The sequence below is a fragment of the Kitasatospora sp. NPDC048540 genome (assembly GCF_040651175.1).
In the GTDB taxonomy this organism is placed as follows: Bacteria; Actinomycetota; Actinomycetes; order Streptomycetales; family Streptomycetaceae; genus Kitasatospora.
This window is the reverse complement of the sequence record NZ_JBEZIR010000235.1, coordinates 1-4,883: the sequence shown is the minus strand read 5'-3', so window position 1 is coordinate 4,883 and position 4,883 is coordinate 1. Positions and strand designations below refer to the sequence as shown.

The 4,883-nt window shown below is 74.1% G+C and carries 4 protein-coding genes and 2 pseudogenes; 4 read left to right on the top strand and 2 right to left on the bottom strand.

The features are described from left to right. Positions 1-607 (bottom strand): 3'-5' exonuclease (locus tag AB0D08_RS40225; protein ID WP_359895324.1); only part of this gene is annotated, 607 nt, incomplete at its 3' end. A gap of 165 nt (positions 608-772) precedes the next feature. Beyond that, positions 773-1,054: a glutaredoxin family protein gene (locus AB0D08_RS40220; RefSeq protein ID WP_033825299.1), complete on the bottom strand. Its 282-nt coding sequence runs from the start codon at positions 1,052-1,054 to the stop codon at positions 773-775. A 127-nt stretch (positions 1,055-1,181) separates the two neighbouring features. On the opposite strand from AB0D08_RS40220, the gene AB0D08_RS40215 reads away from it, so the two are divergent. The 4 genes and pseudogenes from AB0D08_RS40215 to AB0D08_RS40200 form a co-directional block, all read left to right on the top strand. Further along, complete coding sequence (locus tag AB0D08_RS40215; RefSeq protein WP_359895322.1) at positions 1,182-2,237, top strand: HAD-IB family hydrolase; 1,056 nt, start codon at positions 1,182-1,184, stop codon at positions 2,235-2,237. 500 nt (positions 2,238-2,737) lie between these two features. Then, positions 2,738-3,670 carry an ECF subfamily RNA polymerase sigma factor, BldN family gene (locus AB0D08_RS40210; RefSeq protein ID WP_359895320.1) on the top strand — a complete coding sequence of 311 codons (933 nt, stop codon included), beginning with the start codon at positions 2,738-2,740 and terminating at the stop codon, positions 3,668-3,670. A gap of 427 nt (positions 3,671-4,097) precedes the next feature. Beyond that, positions 4,098-4,712 (top strand): annotated as a pseudogene (locus AB0D08_RS40205) (DUF5667 domain-containing protein); the annotation flags it as partial. Between the two features lie 77 nt (positions 4,713-4,789). Next, positions 4,790-4,883, top strand: a pseudogene (locus AB0D08_RS40200) (pirin family protein); the annotation flags it as partial.

Here is a 4,883-nt window from a genome sequence, read left to right as displayed (position 1 = left end):
GCCAGGGCACCCGGGCCGCCTCGCGCAGCGGCGCGGCCCAGTCGCCGGCCGCACCCGCCGCCGCCGGGCCGCCGGGCGGGGCGGCGACGCAGTGCCGCAGCAGGTCGGCGGCGGCCCGGGCGTCGCCGAGCGCGGTGTGCGCCGGATACCGGCCGAGGCCGGCCGCCGCGACGCAGGCCGCCAGGCCGTACCCGCCCGCGTCGGCGAGCCGGGTGCGGGCCAGCCGCATGGTGCACAGCTCGGGGACGGGCGGCAGTTCGACCCCGAGCCGGGCGAACTCGCGCTCCAGGAAGGACCGGTCGCAGCTGACGTGGTGACCCACCAGGACCCGGCCGGCCAGCAGGTCCAGCAGGACCGGGGCGACCTCGCGGAAGCGCGGGGCGCCGACCACCTGGTCCTGGGTTATCCGGTGCACGTGGGTGGGGCCGACCGGCCCGGCCGGGTCGACCAGGGTGGCGAACTCGCCCTCGGTCCGCAGCCGGTGGTCGAGCAGCACCACGGCGACCTCCACCACCCGGTGCCGCCAGGGGCTGCGGCCGGTGGCCTCGACGTCGACCACGGCGTACCCGCCCGGCACCGGGGGCACGCGGCGGTCACCGAGCAGCATCGTCCTGCTCTCCTCTTGTCAGCGACCCCCGGCGGACACAAAGCCCCACGATGGTAAGCCGACGAACGAGCCCTTTTTCAAGGAGATCTTCATCTCGGCCGACAACGATTCGGCGAACGACCCCCGCCGATCGGCGGGGGTGCGGCGGGTGCCGGGGCGGGTCGCTCAGCCGCCGAGGGCGGTGCGCAGCCGGCGCTCGTCGACCCGCCAGAAGTCGTGCTGGCGGCCGTCGATCAAGGTCACCGGGATCTGCTCCCAGTACTTCTCGTACAGCTCCGCGTCCCGGGTGATGTCCTTCTCCTCGAACGCGGCACCGAGTTCACCGGTGACCTTGAGGATCACCGCGCGGGCGTCCTGGCAGAGGTGGCAGTCCGGCTTCCCGATCAGGGTCACGGTCCGGTCCGCCGGGTTCTTCTTGTCGCGTCGCAGCAGGCTCACCCGACCCATTGTGCCTGCCGGCCCCGGCCGGCCGTCGGGCCGCGGCGCCGCCGCCACACCCCGGATGCGGGCTGTTAACGGGGGCTGCACACCACGGTCACGGGATCCGACACCGCCGCTGGCTATGCTCGTTGCCATGGCCGCGCTGCGAAGGCTCACCCAGGCAAGGCGTTCCCCGACCGAGCGGACCGCCCTGGCGGGCGAGGCCGCCGCCCAGGCCGCCGAGGCGGACCTGCTGGCCGCCGCCCCCGGGGCCGACACGACCCAGGCGCCGGACCGTACGACGGTCGCGGGCCCGGGCGCGGCGGACGGGACGCCGGAGCCGGAGCCCGCCGCGGACGGCGGGCCCGCACCGAAGGGCGCCAAGCAGCCGAAGGCCCCCGCCGAGGACCACACCCCCACCCCGGACGACCCGCGGGCGGCCGCCTTCTTCGACTGCGACAACACCATCCTGCGCGGGGCCGCGATCTTCTACCTGGGCATCGGGCTGTACCGCCGCCGCTTCTTCACCCGCCGCGACGTGGCCCGGTTCGCCTGGCAGCAGGCCTGGTTCCGGCTGCACGGCTCGGAGGACCCGGCGCACATCGCGGACGCCCAGGACACCGCGCTCGGTCTGGTCGCCGGGAAGCGGACGGCCGACCTGGAGGCGATCTGCGAGGAGATCTTCGAGGAGGTCATCGCGCGGAAGATCTGGCCTGGCACCCGCGCCCTGGTCCAGATGCACCTGGACGCCGGGCAGCGCACCTGGCTGGTCACCGCCGCCCCGCAGGAGGTGGCCCGGATCATCGCCCGGCAGCTCGGCATGACCGGCGCGCTGGGCACGGTCTCCGAGACCGCCGACGGCGCGTACACCGGCCGGCTGGTCGGCGGGCTGCTGCACGGCCCGGCCAAGGCCGCCGCGGTCCAGGCGCTGGCCCGGCGCGAGCAGCTCGACCTCAGCCGCTGTGCGGCCTTCAGTGACTCCGCCAACGACATCCCGATGCTGGCGCTGGTCGGCCACCCGTACGTGATCAACCCGGACGCCGCACTGCGCCGCCACGCCCGGGCGATGGGCTGGCGGGTGCGGGACTTCCGGACCGGCCGCAAGGCGGCCCGGATCGGCCTGCCGGCCGCGGCCGGGCTCGGGGTGCTGGCCGGTGCCGCCGCGGCCGCCGTCACGGTACGCCGCCGGCAGCGCGCCGCCTGCTCCTGAGCCCCGCGCGGGGCGGGAGGTTCGCACACGGTCGGTGTGTCGCCGGAGCGCCTCCCCATGCGTCAACCTGGCGTTTCGTCAGCCACTCCATGGATGGGCTCGGGCTCACGCTAACGAGCTAACCCGGCTCCGGGCCGCCGGGTGACCGAACCGGATCGGCGGCGACCGGATCTGATCGTTCGTCGACTTGGGAAACTCGGGGATTGCGGGGCGCCAGGACGGGGAAACCGCCCCTCTCGCCCTTAAATTGGTCACACGGTGCTTACGAGCGCTCACGTTGCGCCAGACGGAGGGTGACAACTCCGGTCATTACCAGCTGAAAATGCACAACAAGTGGACCTCGAACGACCACTTCGACCACAGGGTGTAGCTGTCATTGCACAAAGCGTTATCCTCTCTGGGATGCACGCCACCACGCGTCCCCGGTGACGGGGGGTCAGGCAGTGTGCTCTCCGCACAGGCGGAGGTGACCCGTCCACAGTTCTGCCTCTGGGAGTCCCGTGTACCCACCCGTCCGGAACGACGCGCCTACCTCCCCCCGCCCGTCGACCGCCACCCTGCGTCCTGGTACGCGCCTGGACCAGCTGTGGGCCGCGATCCGCGACTTCGAGCTGCTCGTCCCGCAGCCCGCGGTGGCCGGCACCCCCCTGGGCACCGGCTACGGCCGCCCGGCCCGGCCCGTCCCCGGCGCGCTGCTGCGCTCCACCGCCACCAGCGGCACCGGGACCAGCGGCCCGGGCACCAGCGGTTCCAGCACCGGCTCCAGCACCGGCTCCAGCACCGGCTCCGGCACCGGGACGCGCGGCCGCACCGCGGTCGGCGGCGGGAGCACCGGCCGCGGCCGGACCAGGTCCGCCACCAACACCGGCACCGGCTTCGAGACCGAGCACAACCCCATCGTCGACCTGGTCGAACGCGCCCAGAACGGCGAGAGCGAGGCCTTCGGCCGGCTCTACGACCACTACGCCGACACCGTGTACCGCTACATCTACTACCGGGTCGGCAGCCGGGCCACCGCAGAGGACCTGACCAGCGAGACCTTCCTGCGCGCGCTGCGCCGGATCGGCACCTTCACCTGGCAGGGGCGGGACTTCGGCGCCTGGCTGGTGACCATCGCGCGCAACCTGGTGGCCGACCACTTCAAGTCCAGCCGCTTCCGGCTGGAGGTCACCACCGGCGAGATGCTGGACTCCAACGAGTGCGAGCGCAGCCCCGAGGACTCGGTGCTGGAGTCGCTCTCCAACGCGGCGCTGCTGGACGCCGTACGGCGGCTCAACCCGCAGCAGCAGGAGTGCGTGACCCTGCGCTTCCTGCAGGGGCTCTCGGTGGCCGAGACGGCCCGGATCATGGGCAAGAACGAGGGCGCCATCAAGACCCTCCAGTACCGCGCGGTGCGCACGCTGGCCCGCCTGCTGCCGCCCGACGCCCGGTGATCGCGGCAGGGACCGGCACCGGTGGGCCGGTCGGCGGCGACGGCATATCCGGCGGCCCGTCAGCCCGGCCGTCCTCCGCACACGTGCGGGTGAATGGGCGGTCACATGATCAGCCGTGCGTAACCGACCCCCGGCCGCGCTCGTTGGCCAGCGTGCAATCCGTCATCGGGGCCGCAGTCAAGCCCGATCCAGGCATGTCACCCGATGGTGTGGTTTCGGCCCGCCGAGGCAACCGTCCGGCCGGCCTGGGTGTCGAAAACGACGAAGGGAGGTGTGGCCCGTGACGGCAAACGTGCTGGAGCACCGGCGGGCAAAGGCCTTCGCCGAGGCGCTGGAGGCCCACCGGACAGAGAGCAGGGCCGACACCGGAGGCGCGGCCCGAGCCGGCTCGTCCAGGGCCGACCAGGCCCGCGGCGGCTCCGCCGCGATGGCGGAGCTGCTGGCGATGGCCGGTGCCCTCGGCTCGCTGCCGGAGCCGGAGCTGGACGCCGAGGCCCGCGTGGTCCAGCGGGCGCAGCTGATGGCCGCGTTCGAGCAGGAGTGGGCCGGTGGCCGGCCCGCGGTGGCGCTGCCCAGGCAGCGCCGGCACCGGGCGGTCCGCGCGGTCTCGCGCAGCCGGTGGGGCCGGCGGCTGGCGATCGGCGGCCTGGTCGCCGGGGTGGCGGTCGGCAGCTTCGCCGGCGCCGCGGCCGCGAGCACCAACGCCCTGCCGGGGGACCCGCTGTACGGCATGAAGCGCGGTCTGGAGGGCCTCCAGCTGGACTGGGCGGACTCCGACGCCGAGCGCGGCGCGCTGCTGCTCGAGCAGGCCTCCACCCGGCTCGACGAGGCGCAGTCGCTGCTCCGGCGGGCCGGTTCGCCGGACACGCTGAGCCCCGACACGGTCGAGCAGGTCCGGCGTGCGCTGGACGACATGCACACCGAGGCGGTGCGCGGCCGTGACCTGCTGCGCGCGGTCTACCGGAGCAACGGCTCGCTCGCCCCGATGCGCAAGCTCGCCACCTTCGCGGAGGGTGAGGACGACCGCTGGACCACGCTGCAGAGCCGGCTCCCCGGCCAGCTCACCGGCCAGGCCGGCAAGGTCGACCAGCTCTTCGACGACATAAGCGAGGACGTCGGGCCGGCTCCGGCATCCTGCACATCGAGACGCCGCCCGAGTCGCTGGTGCTGTCCGGCGGCCTGTTCCACGGCATCCAGCTCTGGGTCAACCTCC

Coding starts and splice junctions, on each gene's coding strand:
- AB0D08_RS40220 (WP_033825299.1), bottom strand. CDS start 1,054: ATGGGTCGGGTGAGCCTGCTGCGACGCGACAAGAAGAACCCGGCGGAC.
- AB0D08_RS40215 (WP_359895322.1), top strand. CDS start 1,182: ATGGCCGCGCTGCGAAGGCTCACCCAGGCAAGGCGTTCCCCGACCGAG.